At 35.5% G+C, this 24,326-nt stretch carries 24 protein-coding genes; 11 read left to right on the top strand and 13 right to left on the bottom strand.

The window, feature by feature from the left end:
• Nucleotides 1-6 precede the first annotated feature (6 nt).
• Nucleotides 7-93, top strand: coding sequence for an IS3 family transposase (locus tag GV828_RS13350; protein WP_394350645.1), 87 nt, complete (start codon nt 7-9; stop codon nt 91-93).
• Nucleotides 94-142: 49 nt separating this feature from the next.
• Here the strand turns inward: GV828_RS13350 and GV828_RS12865 are convergent, their stop codons facing one another.
• From GV828_RS12865 to GV828_RS12830, 8 genes are all read right to left on the bottom strand, one after another.
• Nucleotides 143-640, bottom strand: coding sequence for an SUKH-3 domain-containing protein (locus GV828_RS12865; RefSeq protein ID WP_166537905.1), 498 nt, complete (start codon nt 638-640; stop codon nt 143-145).
• Nucleotides 641-643: 3 nt separating this feature from the next.
• Entirely contained in the window at nt 644-1,375 is a 732-nt protein-coding gene (locus GV828_RS12860) for a YwqJ-related putative deaminase (RefSeq protein WP_166537904.1), read from the bottom strand.
• A 218-nt stretch (nt 1,376-1,593) separates the two neighbouring features.
• Entirely contained in the window at nt 1,594-1,995 is a 402-nt protein-coding gene (locus GV828_RS12855) for an SMI1/KNR4 family protein (RefSeq protein ID WP_166537903.1), read from the bottom strand.
• 3 nt (nt 1,996-1,998) lie between these two features.
• The gene (locus tag GV828_RS12850) at nt 1,999-2,442 is read right to left on the bottom strand and encodes an HNH endonuclease (protein ID WP_166537902.1); all 444 of its coding nucleotides are present in this window, start codon (nt 2,440-2,442) and stop codon (nt 1,999-2,001) included.
• A 262-nt stretch (nt 2,443-2,704) separates the two neighbouring features.
• Nucleotides 2,705-3,079, bottom strand: coding sequence for a hypothetical protein (locus tag GV828_RS12845; RefSeq protein ID WP_166537901.1), 375 nt, complete (start codon nt 3,077-3,079; stop codon nt 2,705-2,707).
• 15 nt (nt 3,080-3,094) lie between these two features.
• Nucleotides 3,095-5,410 (bottom strand): EndoU domain-containing protein, encoded by a 2,316-nt coding sequence (locus GV828_RS12840; protein WP_166537900.1) that lies wholly within the window; start codon nt 5,408-5,410, stop codon nt 3,095-3,097.
• Between the two features lie 70 nt (nt 5,411-5,480).
• Nucleotides 5,481-6,695: a hypothetical protein gene (locus tag GV828_RS12835; protein WP_166537899.1), complete on the bottom strand. Its 1,215-nt coding sequence runs from the start codon at nt 6,693-6,695 to the stop codon at nt 5,481-5,483.
• Nucleotides 6,632-8,956, bottom strand: a complete 2,325-nt coding sequence (locus tag GV828_RS12830) for a hypothetical protein (RefSeq protein ID WP_208103199.1) — start codon at nt 8,954-8,956, stop codon at nt 6,632-6,634. Before GV828_RS12830 ends, GV828_RS12835 begins: the two co-directional genes overlap by 64 nt.
• Nucleotides 8,957-9,283: 327 nt before the next feature.
• On the opposite strand from GV828_RS12830, the gene GV828_RS12825 reads away from it, so the two are divergent.
• From GV828_RS12825 to GV828_RS12805, 5 genes are all read left to right on the top strand, one after another.
• Nucleotides 9,284-9,982, top strand: coding sequence for a S24 family peptidase (locus GV828_RS12825; RefSeq protein WP_166537897.1), 699 nt, complete (start codon nt 9,284-9,286; stop codon nt 9,980-9,982).
• Between the two features lie 269 nt (nt 9,983-10,251).
• On the top strand, nt 10,252-10,671 hold the full coding sequence (locus GV828_RS12820; protein ID WP_166537896.1) for a thioredoxin family protein: 420 nt from the start codon (nt 10,252-10,254) through the stop codon (nt 10,669-10,671).
• 26 nt (nt 10,672-10,697) lie between these two features.
• Nucleotides 10,698-11,591 carry an FAD:protein FMN transferase gene (locus tag GV828_RS12815; protein WP_235935471.1) on the top strand — a complete coding sequence of 298 codons (894 nt, stop codon included), beginning with the start codon at nt 10,698-10,700 and terminating at the stop codon, nt 11,589-11,591.
• 2 nt (nt 11,592-11,593) lie between these two features.
• A complete protein-coding gene (locus tag GV828_RS12810) occupies nt 11,594-11,800 on the top strand; it encodes a DUF4266 domain-containing protein (RefSeq protein ID WP_166537894.1) in 207 nt (68 codons plus the stop codon).
• Between the two features lie 18 nt (nt 11,801-11,818).
• The gene (locus GV828_RS12805; protein WP_166537893.1) at nt 11,819-13,027 is read left to right on the top strand and encodes a DUF3570 domain-containing protein; all 1,209 of its coding nucleotides are present in this window, start codon (nt 11,819-11,821) and stop codon (nt 13,025-13,027) included.
• Nucleotides 13,028-13,097: 70 nt separating this feature from the next.
• On the opposite strand, the gene GV828_RS12800 is transcribed toward GV828_RS12805, so the two are convergent.
• From GV828_RS12800 to GV828_RS12790, 3 genes are all read right to left on the bottom strand, one after another.
• Entirely contained in the window at nt 13,098-15,002 is a 1,905-nt protein-coding gene (locus GV828_RS12800) for a M1 family metallopeptidase (RefSeq protein WP_166537892.1), read from the bottom strand.
• Between the two features lie 61 nt (nt 15,003-15,063).
• Complete coding sequence (locus GV828_RS12795) at nt 15,064-16,650, bottom strand: S8 family peptidase (protein WP_166537891.1); 1,587 nt, start codon at nt 16,648-16,650, stop codon at nt 15,064-15,066.
• Between the two features lie 288 nt (nt 16,651-16,938).
• Nucleotides 16,939-17,796 carry an MBL fold metallo-hydrolase gene (locus GV828_RS12790; RefSeq protein ID WP_166537890.1) on the bottom strand — a complete coding sequence of 286 codons (858 nt, stop codon included), beginning with the start codon at nt 17,794-17,796 and terminating at the stop codon, nt 16,939-16,941.
• 182 nt (nt 17,797-17,978) lie between these two features.
• On the opposite strand from GV828_RS12790, the gene GV828_RS12785 reads away from it, so the two are divergent.
• The 5 genes from GV828_RS12785 (at nt 17,979) to sufD (ending at nt 22,780) form a co-directional block, all read left to right on the top strand.
• On the top strand, nt 17,979-18,308 hold the full coding sequence (locus GV828_RS12785) for a HesB/IscA family protein (protein WP_166537889.1): 330 nt from the start codon (nt 17,979-17,981) through the stop codon (nt 18,306-18,308).
• Nucleotides 18,309-18,419: 111 nt separating this feature from the next.
• Complete coding sequence (sufB, locus tag GV828_RS12780; protein WP_166537888.1) at nt 18,420-19,868, top strand: Fe-S cluster assembly protein SufB; 1,449 nt, start codon at nt 18,420-18,422, stop codon at nt 19,866-19,868.
• 282 nt (nt 19,869-20,150) lie between these two features.
• Nucleotides 20,151-20,543 (top strand): four helix bundle protein, encoded by a 393-nt coding sequence (locus GV828_RS12775; protein ID WP_166537887.1) that lies wholly within the window; start codon nt 20,151-20,153, stop codon nt 20,541-20,543.
• 97 nt (nt 20,544-20,640) lie between these two features.
• A complete protein-coding gene (sufC, locus tag GV828_RS12770; protein WP_166537886.1) occupies nt 20,641-21,387 on the top strand; it encodes a Fe-S cluster assembly ATPase SufC in 747 nt (248 codons plus the stop codon).
• A 79-nt stretch (nt 21,388-21,466) separates the two neighbouring features.
• On the top strand, nt 21,467-22,780 hold the full coding sequence (gene sufD, locus GV828_RS12765) for a Fe-S cluster assembly protein SufD (RefSeq protein ID WP_166537885.1): 1,314 nt from the start codon (nt 21,467-21,469) through the stop codon (nt 22,778-22,780).
• A 50-nt stretch (nt 22,781-22,830) separates the two neighbouring features.
• On the opposite strand, the gene GV828_RS12760 is transcribed toward sufD, so the two are convergent.
• Entirely contained in the window at nt 22,831-23,958 is a 1,128-nt protein-coding gene (locus GV828_RS12760; protein WP_166537884.1) for a Fic family protein, read from the bottom strand.
• Between the two features lie 275 nt (nt 23,959-24,233).
• Nucleotides 24,234-24,320 carry an IS3 family transposase gene (locus GV828_RS13345; protein WP_394350645.1) on the bottom strand — a complete coding sequence of 29 codons (87 nt, stop codon included), beginning with the start codon at nt 24,318-24,320 and terminating at the stop codon, nt 24,234-24,236.
• Between the last annotated feature and the right edge of the window lie 6 nt (nt 24,321-24,326).

Here is a 24,326-nt window from a genome sequence, read left to right as displayed (position 1 = left end):
AACTACATAACCTATTATAACAACGATAGAATAAAGTCGAATTTAAACAAAATGAGCCCGATAAAATATCGAGCTCACCATTATCAAATTTAATTGTAAATTTGTCTAAACTTTTGGGTGCAGTCTAAAAGTAGCTTTTTTATTAATCATTCCATCGTCTATTTTTTACCCATTCCCCAGTATCTTCATCTAATTGATAATAGTCTTTAGAAATGTCATCAGTAACTAATATTTCTATTCCTTCAATGAAATTGTCAGAGATTCTGAAAGTGTAATCGCCTAACATATATACTTTTCCATCTTCGTCACAAGCAATCATATAACAGTCTGGGTCATAAAAGGCGAACGGGAATAACATTTTACCTATAATACTTATATCATCATCGTAATCTTCTAAATCTTCGTAGCCTGCATATTCTACCCCGATTTTTAGTTTGTTCACTACTTCAGATTGATAGGATTTAGCATCCGACACGGTTAAATCTCCATATTCATATAGAAACTCCTTTAAAAATTGTGGAAACTCTTTAAATTTTAAAATATTTGAATTTTCGTATTTCTCTTTAATATTTCTGTTTTCATTCCAGCCCGCCTTTCTAAACTGGTTTTGAACTTTTTCAATAAATTTTATAGTTTTCATATTTTAATGTACTTCATTAATGTTAAAATATTTTAATAAGGGATTGCAAGACTCACAAGCTAGCTTGTGCGTTGCGTGTTCAAAAGGTTTTACTTTTTTACTTTCAATTTTTATCGCTTTACTCACCACGCCTTCAAATTCTTTTCTTGCATGCTCTATTTTCATTTTACCTTTTGGGTCTATTTCCCATAGCCATTTTGAAATTGTAGCAGGCTCAGCACATTTACCGTGCGTTCTTCTTGATTTAATTGATGTATCAGCAATTTCGGTTAGCCATTTTTTTACTAAAGGATGGAATCCTTTAGGTATTTCATTGGCTACTAATTTTGCCTTGTTTGAATATGCCAATATATGTTTTCCATTTCCTTCTAAAATAGAAACAACTGACGGTCTTTCCAATTTATTATATCCAGCCACGGCATTATCTGCATATTTTTTTAAAATAATTTCAGCTTCATCGCTTAGCTTTATTATCGTTTCTAATAGCCCATCCGCTTTCCCTTTCTTAAACCACCCTTGAATTATCTCCCAAAGTTCGTCTAAAAATGTTTTTAGGTTTTTAGATTTTTCTCTGAGGTAGGAGAAAAAACTAAGCAGAGTTTCAATGGAGGGTGCTTTGCCTATTACTTTTGGTACTATTTTTTTGGCACCGCTTACAACTTCTTGAAACGACTGTCCAATTTTTGAGAACGCGCTGGCAACTGCTTTTGTCTCTCGGTTGTCGCAGGTTTGCAATCCGTGGCTATACCAAAATCAATTGTCGAAAATACTAAAAAAGCAATAATACGTTGTGCTACTGCTTTGTTTTTAATTGTACAAAAGCACGGATTGCAAATCTGCCCTATCTGGTTTGGCGGCTTAAGTATTACTTAAAACAAGAAGCCGTTTCATATAAAAAATGAAATGGCTTCTTCCTAAAAGTATTTTTGACCAAATTATTAAAATAGTTTAATTTACAAATCGTCGATAGATTCTATTTCTAAAAATTCTTCTAATGAATTTGATATTAAATCTGGCTCTAATTCATCATATCTGAAAAGATAAATCTTAGAATCATCAATATTTATTGTAATAATATGACCAACTCCAGTAATAGCAAATGGAACATAATTTTGGGGAATAATATTTTCATGAACCTTTAAATCGTTTAGCAAACCCTCAATTGTTAACTCTCCATGCTTTATGCTAGCAAAATCGTATGTTCTTGAATCTAAAAATTCCATTTCTCCTCCATTATACTTTAAGTATAGTTGTTTAAGATTGTTTGGAATCAATATATCGTATTCATTTTCAAAACTTTGAATGTCTTCCGAGTCAATTGCTATTTCTGAATTGTTTATTTTTGTAGTTTTCATATTTTATCTTGTTAAATACTTAAAATTAAAAAATTCTTCTATCATTTTTACAGCTCCTATATGAGGATTACACTTTATATGTATTATTGTTTCAACTAATTGCATTGTGCAAGTATTCGTTACTGGATCATAGTCATCTAAATGATGCCAAGTATATTTTAGTGGTCTTTTAATAAATCCGGCTAATTTATTGGCTAATTTGATGTCCAAATTATCATCTCCTGTCAATTTAATTCTCACAATATTCTTCTGCTTTCCTTTTGCAGGATAAAGATACTTGGTATTAGCAAAATCAACACTAAGACCTTTTCCATTTTTTGAAATGGGCAGTTCTACTCCTATCTCTTTTAGTGCTTTTTTACTTGGATTGAATTTCTTACTGCCTTTAATGTTTTTGAGATTAGTTAATATGTCATTCAATTTTACAACACTTGCATCTGTTGACAAAGTGTTTTTAGGAACATTAATTTTAATTCCAAGCTCGTCAATAGCATTGTCTATTGCTTCTAATTCTAATTTTATTAGTGTAACACCGTCAAAAACCTCATCCGCTTTCCCTTTCTTAAACCACCCTTCAATTATCTCCCAAAGTTCGTCTAAAAATGTTTTTAGGTTTTTAGATTTTTCTCTGATGTAGGAGAAAAAGCCAAGCAGTGTGTCGATTATGAAAAAAAGCTACCCGAAAGTAGCTTTTATTTATCAGTCTATTTTAATTGTTATCTTCTACAAATTTTTTAAAATCTTGGAGAAGTTTTATAATGTCCTCAATAGGGACTATATAAAGAGGATTTTCAGAATCATCACCAAATTGGTCATAAATGTAAACCCCTTCTTCTATTTCTTGTTCTTTGTCTTCTAAACCAGCAATAGCCAAAAACCCCGATTCATTAGCAATGATATGCTCTTCTTTTTCGCCTTTTTGCACGGCTATTAATGCGTCTATATTCATCTGAATATTTTGGGGAGATTGATCGAAATTTCCGTCACCTATTTGCCCGACTAAAATATATGGCTTTTCAACTGATATATTTCTATAATTACTTCCTTTACTATTTTTGATTATTTCAAATTTATACTTTAACATAATATTATTTTTTTATTAATCTAATTTGGGAAAAACTGTTTTTATTTCTCCGTTTTTAATACATATAATTAGTTCTTGACCTGTACTTGTGAATCCTCTATAGAGTCCTTTAACTTCATCAATTAAGTTTCTATTCTTCCAAGCAAAAGCAATTTCTTCCATAATTCTATCTTTTGTCCAGCTGCTCGGAAAGAAAGAACTGTAGCCACCGTTATCCATTTTATCAATCCACTGTCCGTTCTTGTACTTTAGTTGGGGCTTGGCTTTGAAAAACGTATCAGGACCATGATGAAGTTTAGGCGGAATTTCTGTATCTTCAATTATACGAATTAGTTTTTTGTTCACACCAAACATACTGTGCATTCCTTTGGCAGAGAAAAACTTCCTTCTTCCTCTTCTTGTAATTCCAAAATCGCCTTCAAAGAGATGCTGTATTATTTCATCTATATTAGCTTTAGAAATTGTCCTAACAAAATCATCGTAAGCCAATTTTCTTAATCCCTCAACTTCGTCGATTTTCCCTTTCTTAAACCACCCTTGAATTATCTCCCAAAGTTCTTCTAAAAAAAATTTTAGGTTTTTAGATTTTTCTCTGAGGTATGAGAAAAAGCTAAGTAGTGTTTCGATTGAAGGTGCTTTGCCAATTGCTTTCGGCATTAGTTTTTTGGCACCGCTTACAACTTCTTGAAACGACTGTCCAATTTTTGAGAACGCGCTGGCAACTGCTTTTGTCCCTCCTGTAAGGATTGTTTCTATGATGAGCTGCACGACAAACCCTACGGTGTACCCCAAATAATACGCCAAGGCGTCGTTATTAGGCATTTTGCTGTTTGTAATTCCTTCAAAAATACGAAAAGGCAACGCCAGTACCAAGGTAGTACATTTTAGGAAAAAAACAAGTAGTGCTTTTATATTTTCCTTGCTTGTAAGGTTGGTTAGCATTTCTCCCATGTTTTCCAACGTTTCCAGAAACAGGCTGAAATAACTGGATAGGTTGTTTGCCACATTTAGGGCTTTACTACTAAGATTTTCTAAGGCTTCACACATTAGGGCGATGAGGTCAAAAAATCCTTTCACAGCATCTACCAAGCTGTTGATGAGCCCTACAATGAAGGCATTGTACATTACAAGAACATCTTGTGCTAACTTTGAAAGTTCCGGGAGGTCGCTTTTTAGAAAATCTTTTACTTTGGTAAGCAGTGGTAAAATGGGATCCAAGAGGTTTCGCATCCATTTTATTTTACCAAGGTTTTTGCGGGAATTTTCTATTTTGTTTTCGAGCTCTTCTATAATTAACAATGCGGGTGCGTTTATTTTTTTTAAACTCAGTGCGTTTTCTTTGTCTGAGGTTTGCAATAATGCAATGGCCGGCAAAATGGGCAGAAAAAGTTCGGGTTTTTTGATGGGTAAACCTTCATCATCATAGTATTGCCAATTTTTGTCGGACAAATGAAGCGAATCACACCAACCTGATATTTCTGTTGCGATATTGCCTACAATGCCGTAGGTGAATTCTGTTGAAATGCTCATGATCTTGCTGCCAAATAACCAAATCCGGCGTTTTACAAAATAGAGCATTCCCGATTTTTCTTCTACGTGTTCTTTTACAATTTCTTGTATTGCTGCTATGCTAATATCGGTTTTAAAAAAATGGTTTAGCACTTTAGCTACCAACTTGTATGGAATCTCTGAAGATTCGGTAATGTTGTCACCTGTTTTTACTCGTACCACTGAACCAAAAAAATTGTTTTTGTCGTTAGTTTCTACAAACATTACCATTTCGTTAGGGTACAGCTCGTCTATTGACTGATAGGCTGTTTCTAACAAAGCTCCGTCGCTGCTGACAAAAACAACCAACGCCATTTCTTTTTGTTTAAATGCGCTGTCTAATATGGTTAATAACGAACGTTTGGGTTTTTTTAAACTCGTAACTTCAATTGAAACTTCATTATGCAGTACTGAAAAACCAATATCATCGGCATCTTGAGTAGTCAACAAGGCAAAATAATTTTCATTTATCTTAACCACGGGAGCTGGTGTTGAAAAAGGACCATTGTAATACACGTTTTGTGTTCCCAGATCTTCCACTTGTGTAACTTGTGTATTAAAAAGGTAATTTACCTCTAATGGTTCCATTGTTTCACCATTTTCTATCAGGTTAAAATTAGGTTCATTGTATGTTACTTGGTGGTAGCGATTTTCTTGGCTGGACGGCTCTTCTTGCGCAATTGCCTCGTCCACAATTTCGTGATTGAACACAAAAAGGTTATGAGGTTCATTTTTGAAGGCATATTGCTTGTAATGGAGCAGTCCATATTCTATTGCTCTCATAAAATTTGTATTAAAAGTTTGGAAAAAATGCCCCGCAAGTTGCGGGGCATCATTAAAAATCTCTGATTGGTTATTTTATATAAGATCTACCTCCAAGCAAAGCATCTTGTTTTTTGAAGTTTTTGAGTACTTCGCCGTCTTCATCTGTTAATGGTTTTCCATCGCTGCTGAAAAGGAGATTGTCGCCACAACTGTTGTCACAAGGCAGTGCCTCTAACACATTGAGTCCTAAGCTTCCTGCCTGAATAACGGTTAAAGAGGTAGGAACGCGGGTTTCCCAAGTTTCATCCACTTCTCCTTCAGTGACACGAAGTTCTTCAACAATGGATAAAAATAATGGGTCGTTAATGGTAGGTACTTGCCCGCCATTCCAAACTTCTCCGGTAGTCAAATACCAGTTAACCGCTTCTTCAAAACCAGGGCGAACCGTAAGAATTACACGTGCCATTCCACTTTGTAAAAACGATCTGAAAATGGGGTCATTTGATTCATTAGGGTTGTAAAGTTTTTCCCATTTTTCTTTATTTGCCCAATAAAACGGATAAAAGTGATAACTCATAATTTCCCATTCAAAGGCTTGCTCTAAAAATCGTGCTTCGGCAGCATAAGTTTCGAGCTGCGCATTGTTCAAGATTTGTAAGTTTTGAACGGTAGATCCCGAAATCATGTTTTGTCCCATTTTGTCGTGACCAATGAGATAAGCAATACAGTTTTTGCGCAATGCCATGTTTTCAATTTGTCGGTAAAAGCCGGGATTGGTTTTAGATTTCTCATCCACAACCGATTTTGCAACCGCTAATTTTTCATCAAATTCTCTTTGTTTTAACTCAAACGCCTTGATAATGGTGTTGAAAGCTTTGATTCTCCATGCTTGTTTGGCACTTTCTGTCAGCCTGCATTTAACCGTAACAGAGATGTCTCCTGCCACATGGTTTCCTAAAGTGAACGATACCGGAACTTCGTTAATAATACCTTCTTCAAAATTTTCTGAAAGCGACATTGAGTGTTGATAAAAACGGCTTCGATAATCGCTTTGTTTGTTACCAATTGCTAAGGACAAAATATTTCCCGCATTATTATTATCACTGCTTGCACTAAAGTTACCTTTTGCACTGTATGCGGCATAACCTTCCGGGATTTTTATCTTTCCATTGCCAGCGTTCGACTCTGTATTTGCAAGTTTTCCTCCTTGAGGGCTACCTACGATATTAAAAGATTCACCTACAGAAATTTCAGTATCAGGAAAGGCTTCAATTTCGGCATTGTAAATTCCGGCCCAATACAAATAAGTGCTGATTGTAGTATTGCCAGGTCTTTTAATTGAAACGATCCGGTTTGTTTTCGTGGATCGATTGGTTTTACAATTGTAGTTGCCAAAGTGTTTTGCTGGTTTAAACCTACAGTGTTGTGAAATGCCGATGGTTCGGGAATCATAAATTCGTACATCAGTCGCTTTCCATAATTTACGACTTTGTTTTTGTAAATTTTATCCACCCACCGGTAAACACCCGAAACATGTTCTTCTCCTTTTCTGTTGTCAAATCCATGCGTGTTTTCTTCAGAATATTCTTCAGTGATTTTGGAAATGCGTTCCTCTTTTACTTTTTGGACTACACGATCTAAAACACGCTCTGTCATTTCTTTGGCATGTGTAACGGCTTGATGATTAGAATTTTCGGAAGCCGTACTATGTGCGAAACTGGCATGTGCATCTCCTCCAAAATTATTATCACCCCAATGAATACCTGCTTGAGCTGCCATTTGCATCTGTTTACTAATGACAGAATTTGCTTCTTGGTTCATTTCGAAACGTTCTGTGGTTGAGGTATCGGTTAAATTTTCACGTTCCATTTCGCTGGTTGAAGAAAAGGTTTCCTCAGTTTTTCTAGATCTGCGAACCGTTTTTTCTTTGAATTCACGAGCCATGATGTTTTCGATATGCGAGACTTCCCCAGGCACGTAACAGCAAATTTCTTGTTCTACTTTTCGATAATCGGTAATACCTAATCTGGTAACTCCATAGGTGGGTTGCAAAACGTCTTCTGGTTCGGCTGGTTGTGGTTCGGGGATTTCTCCAGCAGAGGGCATCATAGATTTTGTATAAATACCCGTTCCTTCTGCTCTTTTCTGTAAAAAGCCAACCATTGTTCGAACTGAAAATACTGTAGCATCAATTTCAAATTCAATTTTGGAGAAATCACTTAATATCAGATGACCTGAAATTGTAAAGGCCGTAAGGTTTCCGTAATTAAAACTTTCAGTGAACAGTGACACCGTTAAATGATTGTTTGCCCAAGAATCTGTGAAAGAATTACCAGTTATTGTTGAACTATTAAATTGTGCCGAATATTCCGCAGAAACCACATCAGTACCTAACGGAAGATTGTTGAAAAGCAATGTGATTTCAGATGCTCCTGTTAAACTTTGGGCTGATAGCATCACTAAATTTCCTAAATGAGTTGTAGGAGGATTTGGTGTTACCGGCAATAAAAGTCCCCCATCATTAATAATTGTTTGGCTTTGCGGAGGGGAAACTGTAACAAGAAAATCAGATTGATTACCTATTTCATTTTCTAAATCCGAAATGGTATCCGAGATAGAAGGATCAGTGATTGGCATTTCTAAGATTAACTCGCGCGTTCTTGCGGAAATCAAATTTGAATTTTTCAAAAAATCCATTTCGGAAATTGGTTTATATTCAAAATCCGGGATTTCAACATATTCTTGATCTGTAAGTGCACGCTCGATTCCAGTATCTTTATCGATATAGAAACGTTGGGTTTTTTTTGCAGTTTTATTTAGGTCGTGCACTTTTTTTGCGTGATCGTTTTTTGCATCGTTGTAGGCAAGAGTGTTTTGCTTGTCGTACTGCTTTTTCAAACAATTTAACTCTCTAACCGCTGATTGCAGCTCAGTAATTTGTTTTTCTGCCACCAAACCATCTAATTTTTTTCGGAGCGTTTTGTCGTTTAGCGCCAATTGCTTTACTGGCACATTGGTGTTCAGTTTGCTTTTTACAAAATATTCCGGAATTACCACCTTTGCACTCGCTAAAGATTTTAATACAGCTAAATCTTCTTTGTCTAATTCTGCTAAACGTGTAAGAAAATTGTCTGCTACCAAAATCGACATTAGCATATCACGAATTGCAGAAGATTTTTTTGTGATAATTTGATAAAAAAGATTTTCCCATAGAAGATTTTTCTGTCCAGGTTTTAAAGGTGCTGGTAAGATTTTTTCTGAAACCAACTCGAAAGAGATTGTACTACGATTAGAAATAAGCCATTTTGAAAAATCATAGATGTTAGAAAAAGATAATTGTATTTCTTCAATTGATTTTATTGAATTTGCTTCAAACGCCGAAGATAAATTTCTTAGAAATTCTTTGTTTGAATCTCCTTGATTTTGGATGATCGCATTAATAAAGTGATTTGATTCGTTTAAACTTTCGTCGAATTTAACGAAGCCAAGGGATGATAACGAGTCATGTAATTGAGGAGCTCTCATTGTTTGAAAGCGAAATAATGTGTTTTTTAAAGCAGTCATAATTTTAAAATGTTTTTAATTATTAAAAGATGTAAATGTTTTTTTTCCGGATAAATTAATCTTTACGATGCAAATATATTAGATAATAATCTTACAAAACAAACAATAATAAGAATATTTTCAAATAAATCTTTAACCTCTTGGTTTTCTGAATATTAATAATCACCATTGATTTTAAATTTATTTTGCTCATTTTTAGGGATTTGCTTAAAGTAATAACGAATTATCTACTTAACCCATTTCTTCGAATAGCTGAATAAAATACCTTGATATATAATAGTTAAAGAATATTTTCTATATTTGCTTAAATATTTGATTGAAATAAATATGGTATCAGAAAGAGTAGGAGAGTATATCTTGAAAAAAGGAATTAGCTACTATGCGTTTGAAAATAGTATCAATGCAAGCCGTGGTAGTATTTCCAAAGCCGTAAAGGAAGGAAAAAGTATAGGGTCCACAGTATTGGAAAATATTCTATTGGTCTATACAGATTTAAATCCAGTTTGGTTGCTAACCGGGAAAGGACCTATTTTTGTAGAAAATAATAATATTCCTGAAAACAAGTCGATCGAGCGATATCAATTGAAAACGGATCGGTTTATAGAAAGTCAGCAAATTCCTTTGTATGATATTGAAGCGGTGGCAGGGTTGGTTCCGCTTTTTCAAGATAGTAAATCTCAAAGCCCGATTGACCATATTTCTATCCCAAATTTACCCAAATGTGACGGTGCTGTTTATGTTACTGGCGACAGTATGTATCCGTTGTTAAAAAGTGGTGACATTGTGTTGTACAAGGAAATACAAGATATAGCTAATGAAATTTTCTGGGGTGAAATGTATTTGTTGGGAATTGACATGAGTGGGGAAGAATATATTACTGTAAAATACATTCAAAAATCTGATATTCAGGGATGTGTGAGATTGGTAAGCCAAAATAAACACCATCAGGATAAAGATGTAGAGATTACTAAAATAAAAGCATTAGCGCTTGTTAAAGCGAGTATCAGAATTAATGCAATGAATTAAATTTAGCATTGCTCAATAACAAAACTGCCCGATACAGTATCACTTTCTTAAATTGCATTTAACGACAATAAACCAATTTTTTATTTTATTCTCTTGAGATTTTTTCGATGAATGTTCTCCAAGAGATGCTTTTCAGATAATTGTTTAGGGCACTATTTTTATCAAAAGCAAATTATTTAAATTAGATTAAATTCAAACTATGATTTTTTGTAACAATTGTTACAATATCGTTTCATAATTTTCGTTTATTTTACTAAAAATATCAACAAATGAAAAAACTAATTGCCCTATTATTCTTAATCTCTAATTTGGGATGGGCACAAACGATAGTTTTCAATCAAAAATTAGAAAAAGCCAAAGCCGAACATAAAGAAATATTGCTCTATTTCTCTGGTTCTGATTGGTGTGCTCCTTGTGTAAAGTTTAAAAAATTTATGGTAAACACCGATGAATTTCAAGCTTTTGCCACGAAAAACCTGATACTTTACAATGCTGATTTTCCGAGACAATCTAAAAATAAATTAGCAAAGGATGTGGAAAATGAAAATAATGCATTGGCAGAAAAATACAATCCTAAGGGATTATTTCCTTTGATTTTATTGTTAGATGCAAATGGTAATGTTGTAAAAAAATGGGAAGGCTATCCTAAAGAATCCCTTACAAAATTTATTGAAAACCTAAAGAATTAATGCTTTACAAAAAGAATCTGAAGTTGATGGGAAATCGATTTGAGATTTCGGTGATTGGTCACGACGAAAAAATGGCCCACCACCAAATAGATTTGGCTGTAAGTGAAATTCAGCGTATTGAAAAACTACTCACCACTTTTTCTAACGAGAGTGTTACTTTCGAAATTAATGAAAATGCAGGCATAAAACCGGTAAAAGTGCCGCAAGAGGTATTTGATTTGATCAGCCGTTGCCAAACGATTTCAAAAATTACCCAAGGTGCTTTCGATATTAGTTATGGTGGAATTGATAAACGTTTTTGGAATTTCGACTTAAAAATGACGGAACTGCCCAATGCAAATGATGCAAAAAAAGCGGTATCACTAATTAATTACCAAAACATTTTGCTGAATCCGGCTGATAAAACCGTTTTTTTAAAGCAAAAAGGAATGCGAATTGGTTTTGGCGGAATTGGAAAAGGGTATGCGGCAGAACAAGCAAAAAAAGTACTCATAAAAGCAGGAATTAAAAGTGGTATTGTAAACGCTGCTGGCGACTTAACCACTTGGGGATTTCAGGAAAATGGCGAGCCCTGGACTATTGGCATTGCCGACCCTAATAAAAAAGAAGCGCTTTTTTCATCTTTTAAAATTACAAACACGTCTGTGGCAACTTCGGGTAATTATGAAAAATATGTAGTCATTGCCGGTAAAAGATATTCGCACACCATAAATCCTAAAACAGGTTTTCCGGTTTCGGGCATTAAAAGCGTAACAATTATAGCTGAAAACGCCGAGATTGCTGATGCACTTGCTACACCGGTTACGGTTTTAGGAATTGAAATTGGATTGGATTTTATCAATCAACTACCGAATATTGGCTGTATTATTATCGACGATTTTAACCAAATTTATCATTCAAACAATATTAATCTTTCTTAACAATGAAAAAAATAATAGTGGTATGTACTTTAATTGCTTTTACCGGATGTGCCGAAGTAAAAGAATACCAAAAAGAAAAAATAAATGATTCAGATATGGAATTGGCTTCTAAAAAATCTGAAAAATTTGAGAATACCTTTATGCTCTATCGCGAAGGCAGTTCGGGAGCAAACGGAGGAAAAACAGGCGGCGGTTGTGGCTGTAATTAATAGTAATTTGCCTACAAAATGAAAAAACGATTAATAGCAGCTGCTTTTATAACTTTGGTATCGGGAACCACTACTAAAGCACAAGAGCAAGCATCCGATAGTACGGTGTATAAAAAAACAAAACTTAAAATAGAAGAGGTAAATTTTATTTCGAGTTATTATTCACAAAATGGCGATAATTCTGCAGTAACCGGAGGATTGGGTACTGAAAAATTAACCGATATTGCCACTACAATTGACGTAAAAGTCTCGAGAACCGATCGCAAAAACCGTAAGCAACTTATCGGTTTTGAATTGGGGGTAGATAGTTATACATCGGCATCGTCTGATAAAATTGATCCCAATACAGTGTCATCAGCTTCCTACCAAGACGTACGCGTATATCCGTCTTTGAATTTCAGTTCTGAAAACGAACAAAAACGTCAAATAATTGCGACTGGTATTTCAGCTTCTACCGAATATGATTATTTTTCGTTAGGTGCCAATGTGGGTTATACCAAATATTCTTCAAACAAAAACACAGAATTTAATGTGAAAGCAATGGCGTTTTTTGATACATGGAAAGTAATTTTACCAATTGAACTTCGGGATAATCCAGACCCTGAATTTAAAAACGGTGATCAAAAACCACGTACTTCATATAATTTAGGATTTACACTTTCGCAAGTAGTGAACCGAAACTTTCAGATGGCTTTTCTGTTAGATTTAGGTTATCAAGAAGGTTTGCTGGCTACGAAATTTAACCGGGTATATTTTAACGATTCTGGTGCAACTGTCAAATCAGAAAACTTGCCCAACACCCGGTTTAAAATTCCTCTGGGTCTTCGCGCCAATTATTTTATGGGTGATCAGTTCGTGCTACGTAGTTTTTATCGATATTATTGGGACAATTGGAATATTCAGTCGCACACTGTAAGTATTGAACCAACGCTGAAACTAACTGCGTTTTCATCGCTTTCTATTCCATACAGATTTTACACTCAAACCGCTGCCGATTATTTCCAACCAATTTATCAGCATCAGTTAGGTGATGAATATTTTACAAGTGATTATGATTTGTCTGCTTTCTCAAGCCACATGATAGGTTTAGGATATAAAATAGTAGATTCCAACAATGGTTTGTTTCATGTTAAACAAATCAATAGTTTAGAGGTTCGCTATGGATATTACAGTCGAAGCAATGGGCTAAATTCGCATATTATTACATTAGCAGTAAAGTTTAAGTAATTTTTAAACCGCCACAAATCAAAACTGCCCCGAATAGCATTATTCAGGGCAGTTTTTTTTATAAAAAATTTTAATTCTTCAAAATTGTACTATTTGCCGGAACCGCGGCTGGATACGTGTTATTGGCTTTATCTACATCGGCCATTTTATTTTCGGGGTCGATTTCGATTTTTGCAATTTGCGACATGCTTCTTTCCACCGGAAATTTTAAGGTAGGATAAGCCCAATCCCAACCTCTGATGTAAGATCTTTTTACACCAGGAAACGGATTTTCTTTTTCGCCTCGCATCATTTGCAATGGCGCATAAAATGATTCTTTGGTTCCATCAGTATAAGTAACCATCACGTCAATAGGCATCGGCATTTTGCCAATTCGTTGTAGTGTGATTTCGGTTTTTCCACCTAAATCTTTTACTTCTTTCACGGCATAATCAATGGTATTGGTGGTTTGTGTCCAATCAACTAAATACCAATCTAAATTCATGCCCGACACTTTTTCTGCTGTACGTTTAAAATCGTTTGGTGTAGGATGTTTGAATTTAAAATCCGCATAAAATTTTCGAATGGTTTTTGCCAAATTTTCTTCGCCAATCACATAACCTAATTGTGCCAAGAAAACCTCGCCTTTGCTGTAAGACGAAATGCTGTAAATCATGTTTTCTTCAAAACGATCTGCATGAGTAGTTTGCGGTTGTTCTCTTCCGGTTTTAATCATGTGGTAATAATTTTCGTACGAATCCATTACCGGATTTTTTCCGTCCTTCGCCGGAAGTACCTTGTGCATCGCCATATCCGAAATGTACGAAGTAAAACCTTCGTCCATCCAGCCGTGTTTTAGCTCATTTGTGGCCAAAACGTGCTGAAACCAAGCATGTGCCATTTCGTGAGCAGTAACGCCAACTAAACTTCCATAGGAACGTTCGCCGGTAATTAAAGTACACATGGCGTATTCCATTCCACCATCTCCACCTTGGATGACAGAATATTGTTTGTACGGATAAGGGCCGATATTTTTATTGAAAAAATCCATCAATTCGGCCGTTTTAGGCTGCATTTTTTTCCAATTTTCTTTCCATTTGGCTTTGTTTTTGTACAAAAAATGAAGTTCCACACCGTTTGGACCCTTGATTTTGTCGTGAATATAATCTTTATCGGCTGCCCAAGTAAAATCGTGTACTTTTGGCGCTAAGAAATGCCAAGTAAGTTTTTTGGTTTTGCGTGGAATTTTTACTTCAACGCCTTCATCTTCATAACCATAACCAATTTCGTTTTTGTTTTGAAGATATCCGGAACCTCCTAAAATATATTTTTTATCGATGGAAATTTTTACGTCAAAATTTCCCCAAACGCCGTGGAATTCACGACCAATGTAGGGATCTGCATGCCAACCTTCAAAATCGTATTCGGCTAATTTTGGGTACCATTGTGACATGGATAATGCCACGCCTTCAGCACTATTTCTTCCGGAACGACGAATTTGAACCGGAACTTGTCCGTCGAAATCCATCGTAAAAGTGGTTTTAGAATGTGGAGCAATTGGTGCGGCAAGTTCTACTTCTAAGATGGTACCAACCGGAGTAATTTTTGCGGAAGCGCCATTTTGCATAAAATTTTTAACGTTGAGATACCCAATTTCCTCAGGCTTTAGCAAACTGATTCGACTTACGTTTTTGTCAACGCCATTGTCCTTTACCACTTTTACCATTCGCTTGTCGGGATCTTTGATGGTTTGTAAACGAATGTCCATTTCACTTCCGGGTTGGAAAGCGTTGTTATAAAGGTGAAAAAAAACTTTTTTGAGCGTGTCAGGAGAATTGTTGCTGTACACCAATTCTTGTTTTCCAGTGTATTTGAAGGTTTTCACATCAACGTCAACCTCCATTTTGTAATCTACGGCTTGTTGCCAATAACCGCTTTGAGCGTTGCTTTCTACAGCAAAGCCAATCAAAGCCGAAAATAAGAAAATTTGTTTCATGGGTTTTAAAAAGTAAAAAAGGAAGAGTTGCAAAACTCTTCCTTTCAGTATTTGTTGAAGATTATTTTTTTGACATTTTTTCTGCCATAATCAAGGCATTGTAGACATTGACCATCCTTCCGGATTTAGAAGCTTGGTTAAATGGTCGTTTGCTTCCGTCTCTTCCACCTACCTGAACTTCGATATTAGTAGTGATTCCAGAGTCCATCAAGATTTGTTTTACTTGTGAAGCTTTTAAATCAGGATAATAAGAACGAATTAAAACAGCAACTCCGGCAACATTTGGCGAAGCCATAGAAGTTCCTTGTTCGTATTCGTATGAATTATCTGGAAAGGTAGCATAAATTTGAACTCCAGGAGCGAAAACGTCAACGTCTTTTGTTCCATAGTTTGAGAAACCAGCAATCATGTCAGAACCGTAGGTTGTGTTTAATGCCCCAACTTTAATCACATTGTCTGTTATTTCTCCAGATTCAATTCTGTCATTCGGGAAACGTTCTGCTGTATCAAGATCCGTATTTTCGTTTCCTGCTGCCAAAACCACTAACACATCTTTTTCTCCGGCATATTTTAAGGCATCGTAAACCCATTGTTTGTTTGGTGAATAACCTTTACCGAAACTTCCGTTGATTACTTTTGCACCGTTGTCAACCGCATAACGAATTCCCAAAGCAATATCTTTGTCATATTCGTCACCATTTGGAACCGCACGAACTGCCATAATTTCTACATTGTTTGCCACTCCGTCGCCACCTAAACCGTTACCGCGAACTTGCGCAATGATTCCGGAAACGTGTGTTCCGTGAGAAGCGCCTTTTTTATCAGGACCAATCACATTGTTGTTTCCGTATTTTTTATCGTTAATATCGTTTACGTTATCGCCAACCACTTTTCTTCCGTTGAATTCCAGGTTGAGGTTGTAGTTAATTTTATCGTCAAAATATTCTTTGGCTTCCTTAATTTGCTTGTCAAATTCCTCTTTGCTTGTCGCCGATAAAATTCTAACAAAGTTAGGCTTCACTTGGTTGATCATCGCGTTAGAAGAATTCAAAGCTTGTAAATCTTCAACGGTGTAATTGTCTTTTTTCAATTCTTTTCGAATTGCGTTATCCGCTGCAGCAATAAAATCAAACTGTTGTTTTTGTGCCAAAGCTTCTTGGTATTCCTGATCAAATTCTGCTTTAGCTTTTTTATATTGCTCAGAACCATCATCACCATTGCGAACAATCCTCGTCATTTCAAGCGTTTCACCATTAATGTCACCTAAAAAGTTCCATCCGTGAATATCGTCAATGTAACCGTTTTTGTCATCATCAATCCCGTTACCCGGAATTTCTTTAGGATTGTTCCAAATCACGCCTTGCAAATCCGGATGTTCAATATCCACGCCTGAATCCACAACGCCAACAATCACTTTTTTCCCTTTTTTTCCTTTGATCAATTCTTTGTAAGCCTTGTCAACACTCATTCCCGGAATTGTATCGGCAAAAATGTCGAGGTGGCTCCAGCGTTTTAAATCTTCTTCCTTAATATCGGCATTTTTGAGCGCGATTTTATCAATACTCGTTACGGGGGAAAGGCTTTTAGTAGCGCTACAACTGGCCAAAACCAGCATCAAGGCAATGCCCGACAACTTAATCAATTTCATTTTTCTATTTTTTAATTTATTATCAATAAGTTAGCAAACCGCCAACTTTGTTACAAACATAAAAATAATTAACCTGAGTTTAAGACCAATCTAACATTTTAATATTTTTTTGGCAGCATTTCCGGCTATCGCTCCAATCCCTCGTCCTAAAAAAATTTTGCACGGGCTTGCAGGAGCTTCTGCGGAAGTGTCAGGAGTCGCTCTGCCGCTCCGGCAAACTTATTTTTAGGACTTCGGGGATTTCCGCTACTATCCGGGCTGCAACTCCTGCTAATAAGAAATTTTTTCTTACAAAATATCGGCACAAGAAAAAACTTCCTTCAACCGAACCCCTTTTTCGGTGTTTTCCACCGTAATTATTTGATTGTGAGCGTCGTGTTCCAGCCATAAATAGTAATTATTTGCAGCAGCTTCCGCCAAAAATTTTGCCTTTTCAGGCAAAGTCAAAAGCGGTCGCGTGTCATATCCCATTACATACGGCAAAGGCAAATGTCCCGCAGTTGGCAACAAATCGGCCATAAAACAGATGGTTTTGTCTTGGTATTGAATCTTTGGAATCATCATTTTTTCGGTGTGACCGTCAACATAAAAAATTCCAAAATTCAATTCTTCCGAAAAGCCAAAATCTGTTTCAGGTCTTTTGATAAAATTCAACTGACCACTTTCCTGCATCGGCAAAATATTTTCTGTCAAAAAGGAAGCCTTCTCTCTCGCGTTTGGTTTAGTAGCCCATTCCCAATGATTTTCGTTGGTCCAGAATTTGGCATTTTTGAAAGCTACTTCATATCCCGTTTTTTCCTTGTTCCAAATCACACTACCGCCACAATGATCGAAATGCAAATGCGTCATAAAAACATCGGTAATATCATCTCGGTGAAAACCCTGTTTTGCCAAAGATTTATCAATAGAATCATCACCCCAAAGCGAATAATACCCAAAAAATTTCTCCGATTGTTTGTTTCCCATTCCGGTATCAATCATAATCAAGCGGTTTCCATCTTCAATCAAAAGACATCTTGCGGCAATATCTATTAGGTTATTTTCATCAGCTGGATTGGTTTTGTTCCAAATGGTTTTCGGAACAACGCCAAACATCGCTCCACCATCGAGTTTAAAATTTCCAGCTTCAATCGGGTATAATTTCATTTTTATTAAAATATTGAAAGGTTACATCTGCTTTTGGATTGCAAATTACTAAAATTCATTTGCTTTTTGTAGGTAGAAATCAACTTTTTCTATCTAAACATAGTTAGAAAAATGTTACTGATTATGTAAAAAACTAAATAAGCCGTATCTTTGCACATTAATTAGACTAAATATAAATCACGATGATAAAGGTATCTGATACAGCAAGCAAAAAAATCGTCAATATGATGGAAGAAGACGGCTTTGACGCAACAAAAGATTACGTTCGTGTTGGCGTGAAAAGTGGTGGTTGTTCTGGATTGTCATACGAATTGAAATTTGATAAAGAGATTGGCGAAAACGATAAGGTTTTTGAAGATAATAATGTAAAAATTGCCGTTGAAAAAAAATCGTTTTTATACTTGGCAGGAACAATCTTGGAATTTTCTGGAGGTTTGAACGGAAAAGGTTTTGTTTTCAATAACCCTAACGCGAGTAGAACTTGTGGTTGTGGGGAGAGTTTTTCTTTATAAAAAGCCCCCTAACCCCCAAAGGGGGAATTTTGGAAAGGCAATAAATTTGAAATAAAAAAAATCCTATTTACCCCTAATAGGAGTTCCCCCTTTTGGGGCTAGGGGGCTGATATGAGTAAATACACAGAAGACGATTTAAAAATCGAGCTCGAAAATAAAGAATACGAATACGGATTTTACACTGATATTGAATCGGAGACTTTTCCTATTGGTTTAAATGAAGACATTGTTCGTGCGATTTCTTTGAAAAAAGAAGAACCACAATGGATGACCGACTGGAGAATCGAAGCGTTCCGAGCTTGGAAGGAAATGATTGAGCCAGAATGGGCAAATGTTCATTATACAAAACCAGATTTTCAGGCGATAGCGTATTATTCTGCACCAAAATCAGTTGACCCAAACAAGACTTTGGATGATGTTGACCCAGAACTTTTGGCAATGTACAAGAAACTGGGCATCTCTGTAGATGAACAAAAAATGATGAACAATGTCGCTATGGATATTGTGGTCGATTCCGTTTCGGTAGCAACCACTTTCAAGAAAACGTTAGCAGAAAAAGGCATTATTTTCTGTCCGATTTCCGAAGCCATCAAAGAACATCCAGAATTGGTAAAAAAATATTTAGGAACTGTTGTCCCACAGAAAGACAATTTCTATGCAGCATTAAATTCAGCTGTTTTTTCTGACGGAAGTTTCTGTTATATTCCAAAAGGCGTTCGTTGTCCGATGGAACTTTCAACTTATTTCCGAATCAATCAGGCAGGAACAGGCCAATTTGAAAGAACACTTGTCATTGCTGATGAAGGAAGTTACGTTTCCTATTTGGAAGGTTGTACGGCACCCTCTCGAGATGAAAATCAATTGCATGCCGCGGTTGTGGAATTAATCGCTTTAGACGATGCCGAAATTAAATATTCAACGGTTCAAAACTGGTTTCCAGGAAATAAAGAAGGAAAAGGAGGGGTTTATAATTTTGTGACCAAAAGAGGTTTGTGTGAGAAAAACGCAAAAATTTCTTGGACACAAGTAGAAACGGGTTCTGCTGTAACGTGGAAATACCCTTCTTGTGTTTTGAAAGGTGATAATTCGGTTGGAGAATTTTATTCGATTGCCGTAACCAATAATTTCCAGCAAGCCGATACAGGAACCAAGATGATTCATTTGGGGAAAAACACCAAATCAACGATTATTTCCAAAGGAATTTCTGCAGGAAAATCACAAAACAGCTACCGTGGATTGGTGCAAATCAGTTCGAGAGCCGAAAATGCAAGAAACTTTTCGCAGTGTGATTCGCTTTTGATGGGAAATAATTGTGGAGCACATACTTTTCCGTACATCGAATCAAAAAATCCTTCGGCAAAAATAGAACACGAAGCTACGACAAGTAAAATTGGTGAAGACCAGGTTTTCTATTGCAACCAACGAGGAATCCCAACTGAAAAAGCGATTGCATTGATTGTGAATGGTTTTAGTAAAGAGGTTTTGAATAAATTGCCAATGGAATTTGCGGTTGAAGCACAGAAGTTGCTAGAGATTTCTTTGGAAGGGTCGGTTGGTTAAAAGGTTTAAAGTTTAAGGTTTAAAGTTGCGAGACGAAATTTAAATCTTGAAAAATGTTTAAAGTTTAAGGTTTAACGTTGCGAGACGAAATAGAAATCCTGAAAAAAGTTTAAAGTTTAAGGTTCAAAGTTGCGAGACTAAATAGAAATCTTGAAAAAGGTTTAAAGTTTAAACTTCGACGTAAAGAAATTAACTTTAAACGTTAAACCTTCCCGAAAAAGAGTTGAACTTTAAACGTTAAACCTTTCAGACACAGAGTAGAACTTTAAACATAGATTAAAAATGGCGACGATTACGAGATTTGAAGATTTAGATATTTGGAAAGATGCAAGAAAGCTGTCAAAAGAAATTTATCTAATTACTCAAAACAATAGTGATTTTAAAAGCGATTTTAGATTTAGAGACCAAATTAGAGCGTCTTCAGGTTCAATAATGGACAATATTGCTGAAGGTTTTGAAAGAAATGGAAATTTAGAATTTAGACAATTTCTTTCTATAGCAAAAGGTTCAGCTGGAGAAACGAGGTCTCAATTGTACAGAGCATTAGATTTTAATTACATAACACAAGAGGTTTTTGAAGTTTTAAAAACAGACAGCGAGAACTTAAGTGGAAAAATAAATAATTTTATAACCTATTTAAATAAAAAAGAATTTAAAGGAACGAAGTTTCAGTAAGAAAAAAGTTCAAGGTTTAAAGTTCAACGTTCTGGACAACTTTAAACTTTAAGCCTCTCCTCAAACAACGTCAACTTTAAACTTTAAACAAAAAGAAATGTTATCAATAAAAAATTTACACGCTGGAATTGAAGATAAAGACATCCTAAAAGGAATCAATCTTGAAGTAAAAGCGGGCGAAGTTCACGCCATTATGGGGCCAAACGGTTCTGGAAAAAGTACACTTTCGGCAGTAATTGCAGGAAATGAACACTATGAAGTTTCCGAAGGAGAAATTATTTTAGACGGTGAAGATTTAGGCGATTTGGCTCCGGAAGAAAGAGCTCACAAAGGCGTTTTCCTTTCCTTTCAATATCCGGTTGAGATTCCTGGAGTTTCGGTAACAAACTTCATGAAAACCGCCATCAACGAAGGTCGAAAAGCAAAAGGTCAGGAAGAAATGCCGGCCAACGAAATGCTAAAATTAATCCGTGAGAAATCTGAATTGTTGGAAATCGACCGTAAATTCTTGTCTCGTTCGTTAAACGAAGGTTTTTCGGGTGGAGAGAAAAAGCGAAACGAGATCTTTCAAATGGCGATGTTAGAACCAAAGTTGGCAATCTTGGATGAAACCGATTCAGGTCTTGATATCGATGCTTTAAGAATCGTAGCAAACGGTGTGAATAAACTGAAAAGCGAAAACAACGCCATCATCGTCATCACGCATTACCAAAGACTTTTGGATTATATCGTTCCAGATTTTGTTCACGTTTTATATAACGGAAAAATCGTAAAATCAGGCGGAAAAGAATTGGCTTACGAACTGGAAGAAAAAGGTTACGACTGGATTAAAGCGGAAAATTAAATTTGTTTAAGGTTTAAGGTTTAAGGTTGCATTCGAGAACTTTAAACTTTTGAAACTTTAAACTTTAAACAAGAAGTTTATGTTAAAAGAAAAACTTATATCGTCTTTTATGGCTTTTGAAGAACGCGTGGATGTCAATGCCGACTTGCACGATGTTCGTACAGAAGCATTTAAGAATTTTGAAGAAAAAGGCTTCCCGACAAAAAAAGACGAAGCTTGGAAATATACTTCGCTGAATGCTATCTTAAAAAATGACTTTAGTGTATTCCCAAAAAATGAAAATACGGTTCAATATTCGGATGTAAAAAAATATTATTTACATGAAATTGACACCTACAAAGTGGTTTTTGTGGACGGTGTTTTCAGTTCGTTTTTATCGTCAACCACACACGACGGTTTGGATGTTTGCTTGATGTCATCGGCATTAACCAAGCCAAAATACAAAATGGTGATTGATGAATATTTCAATAAAATTGCTAAAAAAGATGATAGTTTGACTTCCTTAAATACCGCTTTTGCGTATGAAGGAGCCTACATTAACATCCCGAGAAGCAAAGTGGTGGACAAGCCAATTGAAATCATCAATTTTTCTACAGGAAGCGAAAGTGCACTTTTGGTGCAACCAAGAAACTTGATTATCGTTGGCGAAAACGCTCACGTTCAAATCATCGAAAGACACCAATCTTTGAACGAAAACCCAGTTTTGACCAATGCTGTAACCGAGATTTTTGCCCAAAAAAGAGCCATTGTAGATTATTATAAAATCCAAAATGACAATCTTGAAGCGTCGTTGATTGACAATACTTACATTGCCCAAAAAGAACAAAGTCACGCTTCGGTGCATACTTTTTCTTTTGGAGGAAACCTGACAAGAAACAACCTGAATTTTTTCCACCAAGGTGAACATATCGATTCTACCTTAAAAGGCATCACGATTATCGAAGGCAAACAGCACGTGGACCATTATACTTTGGTGCAACACGCCACGCCAAATTGCGAAAGCCACCAGAATTACAAAACGATTTTGGATGACAAAGCTACAGGCGTTTTTAACGGAAAAATTTTCGTAGAAAAAGAAGCCCAAAAAACCAATGCTTTCCAGCAAAACAACAACATTTTGTTGAGCGACAAAGCTTCGGTAAATGCAAAACCACAATTGGAAATTTTTGCAGATGATGTAAAATGTTCACACGGTTGCACCATCGGACAATTGGACGAAAAGGCAATGTTTTATATGCAATCCCGCGGAATTCCCGCTAAAGAGTCTAAAGCATTATTGATGTTTGCCTTTACCAACGAAGTCATCGAAAGCATTAAAATTCCAGCCCTGAAAGCGAGAATCACCAAGATTATCGCTATGAAATTAGGAGTAAATATTGGATTTGATTTATAAACTAAATAACTTAAAAAAACCTGTAAGATTCAATCCTTACAGGTTTTTTTTTAATCTTGTTTGAACAAGTCGAGATAATCCTTGAAAACATACAATTTATTTCTTTGGGCTCCAGATATTTCCTTTATAATATTTAATTTTTCTAAATCGGCTACTAATTTATAGGCTGTAACCGATGATTTCTGAATAATTTCTTCCACTTTATTAACGCCAACAATAGGTTGAGAATAAAGATAATCTACCACTTTTCGGGCATCTATATTTCTGTTTCCTAATGTTTTCAATTTTTCTTCTAGGTTTTTTTGTAGTTGTAAAATTCCATCAAAAGTAGCTACTCCTTTTTTTGCGGTTTCTGCCACACCTGTTAGGAAAAATTTCAGCCATTGGTTGATGTCGTTGTGGGTTCTGGCCCTCATCAAATTGTCGTAATATAAAGTTCTGTTTCTTTCAAAAAAATCAGACAAATACAATATAGGTTGCTTTAAAATTCCTTTGCTAACCAAATAAATAGTAATCAACAAACGGCCAACTCTTCCATTTCCATCCAAAAAAGGATGAATAGTTTCAAATTGATAATGAATTATGGCAATTTTTATCAAATCAGGCAAACTGTCAATTTCATTATTGGCAAAAAACTCTAAATCTGAAATTAATTCATTTATACTGGTATGAACGGGCGGAATAAAAACGGCATCATTAATACTAGCACCACCAATCCAGTTTTGACTAGTTCTGTACTCGCCTGGTAATTTGTGTTCTCCTCGAACTCCTTGTAGTAAGATTTTATGCGTTTGTTTTATGAGTCGTGAGGAAAAAGGCAATCTATGAAGCAATTTTACAGCTTCATTCATAGCACTTATATAATTTTGAACTTCTTCCCAATCATCTCTTTTTTCGTATGCTATTTCATCTTTATTGAGGAATGCTTCTTCAATGTTGGTTTGAGTTCCTTCAATTTTTGAGGACTGTGTGGCTTCTTTTGCAATATGCATCCTGATGAATAAATCAATATTTACATATTCAGAATACATATCCAATCTTCCAAGTTGTCTGTCGGCCATACTCAAAAGTTGGATTACAGTCATATCGTTAAGTATCCATTCCCTATTGATACCATCAGGCTGAAAACTTTTATAGTAACCCTGATTTACATATTTCCCAGAAATAAATGCTTCCATTTTTTACTGTTTACTTAAACAAATATAATCTTATTTAAGTAAACTACTCGAAAACTTAAATAATATTTTCGCTATTTAAGAAAAAACACAAATAACTTAAATAACGTTTTTAATAATTAAGCTTTAGACTAATTTTTACTATTGCTTAAAAAAAGGTTTGATTATAAAATAGGAGCGAAACGCTTGGGAATAAAATAATCCATGTTCCCGCTTTCCGTTACAATAAAAATGCCTTCCAACCTAGACTGCACCCAAAAGTTTAGACAAATTTACAATTAAATTTGATAATGGTGAGCTCGATATTTTATCGGGCTCATTTTGTTTAAATTCGACTTTATTCTATCGTTGTTATAATAGGTTATGTAGTT

It is taken from the genome of Flavobacterium ichthyis (assembly GCF_009915155.1).
Lineage (GTDB): Bacteria > Bacteroidota > Bacteroidia > Flavobacteriales > Flavobacteriaceae > Flavobacterium > Flavobacterium ichthyis.
Note: the sequence above shows the minus strand (reverse complement) of the source record. Positions and strands in the feature narration are given on the sequence as shown.

Coding starts and splice junctions, on each gene's coding strand:
- GV828_RS12865 (WP_166537905.1), bottom strand. CDS start 640: ATGAAAACTATAAAATTTATTGAAAAAGTTCAAAACCAGTTTAGAAAG.
- GV828_RS12855 (WP_166537903.1), bottom strand. CDS start 1,995: ATGAAAACTACAAAAATAAACAATTCAGAAATAGCAATTGACTCGGAA.
- GV828_RS12845 (WP_166537901.1), bottom strand. CDS start 3,079: ATGTTAAAGTATAAATTTGAAATAATCAAAAATAGTAAAGGAAGTAAT.
- GV828_RS12840 (WP_166537900.1), bottom strand. CDS start 5,410: ATGAGAGCAATAGAATATGGACTGCTCCATTACAAGCAATATGCCTTC.
- GV828_RS12830 (WP_208103199.1), bottom strand. CDS start 8,956: ATGACTGCTTTAAAAAACACATTATTTCGCTTTCAAACAATGAGAGCT.
- GV828_RS12825 (WP_166537897.1), top strand. CDS start 9,284: ATGGTATCAGAAAGAGTAGGAGAGTATATCTTGAAAAAAGGAATTAGC.
- GV828_RS12820 (WP_166537896.1), top strand. CDS start 10,252: ATGAAAAAACTAATTGCCCTATTATTCTTAATCTCTAATTTGGGATGG.
- GV828_RS12815 (WP_235935471.1), top strand. CDS start 10,698: ATGGGAAATCGATTTGAGATTTCGGTGATTGGTCACGACGAAAAAATG.
- GV828_RS12810 (WP_166537894.1), top strand. CDS start 11,594: ATGAAAAAAATAATAGTGGTATGTACTTTAATTGCTTTTACCGGATGT.
- GV828_RS12805 (WP_166537893.1), top strand. CDS start 11,819: ATGAAAAAACGATTAATAGCAGCTGCTTTTATAACTTTGGTATCGGGA.
- GV828_RS12800 (WP_166537892.1), bottom strand. CDS start 15,002: ATGAAACAAATTTTCTTATTTTCGGCTTTGATTGGCTTTGCTGTAGAA.
- GV828_RS12795 (WP_166537891.1), bottom strand. CDS start 16,650: ATGAAATTGATTAAGTTGTCGGGCATTGCCTTGATGCTGGTTTTGGCC.
- GV828_RS12790 (WP_166537890.1), bottom strand. CDS start 17,796: ATGAAATTATACCCGATTGAAGCTGGAAATTTTAAACTCGATGGTGGA.
- GV828_RS12785 (WP_166537889.1), top strand. CDS start 17,979: ATGATAAAGGTATCTGATACAGCAAGCAAAAAAATCGTCAATATGATG.
- sufB (WP_166537888.1), top strand. CDS start 18,420: ATGAGTAAATACACAGAAGACGATTTAAAAATCGAGCTCGAAAATAAA.
- GV828_RS12775 (WP_166537887.1), top strand. CDS start 20,151: ATGGCGACGATTACGAGATTTGAAGATTTAGATATTTGGAAAGATGCA.
- sufC (WP_166537886.1), top strand. CDS start 20,641: ATGTTATCAATAAAAAATTTACACGCTGGAATTGAAGATAAAGACATC.
- sufD (WP_166537885.1), top strand. CDS start 21,467: ATGTTAAAAGAAAAACTTATATCGTCTTTTATGGCTTTTGAAGAACGC.
- GV828_RS12760 (WP_166537884.1), bottom strand. CDS start 23,958: ATGGAAGCATTTATTTCTGGGAAATATGTAAATCAGGGTTACTATAAA.